Here is a 504-nt window from a genome sequence, read left to right on the forward strand (position 1 = left end):
ATCACCAGCCACCCACCAGGCCCGGTGACAACACCCCCCGGATCATGACTGCGACTGGGGGCGGGAATCATGCCGGGCCTGGCTGGCCAAAACCCCAATTATCGGGGTGTGAAGATAGTAACGGGGGGAGGAATTCGATGAATTACTAGGATTTGAAATGGGTGCGGACAACTACTTGAGAAAGCCGATTCAATATAGAATTATACTTGCTAGAATTCAAGCACATTTGCGCCGGGCAGGCGGAAGATTATCTGCCGCAAAAATTCAGAGAGATAGCATAGCTTTTGGTAAGTTTTCGATTAATCGTGCAAGTCGAACGGTCTATCTTCCGGATGGCAGCACCCCCGAACTAACAACGTTGGAATTTGACCTGCTATGGGTGTTGATGGCGGCGTAAAACCGCGCTTAAACGGCGGCGCAATGCTGAGTAATTTTCTCAAGTACGCAGGGGCCCTCGGGCCCCTTTGACGTGTTGCGACGGCGGTACCGTTCAGAACGGCGGGT

The 504-nt window shown here is 52.6% G+C and carries 1 pseudogene; it reads left to right on the top strand.

Annotated elements, in window-relative coordinates:
• Positions 1-121: 121 nt before the first annotated feature.
• A pseudogene (locus WS62_RS36300) lies at positions 122-388 on the top strand (response regulator); the annotation flags it as partial.
• Positions 389-504 lie beyond the last annotated feature (116 nt).

Source organism: Burkholderia sp. ABCPW 14, assembly GCF_001523835.1.
Lineage (GTDB): Bacteria > Pseudomonadota > Gammaproteobacteria > Burkholderiales > Burkholderiaceae > Burkholderia > Burkholderia mayonis.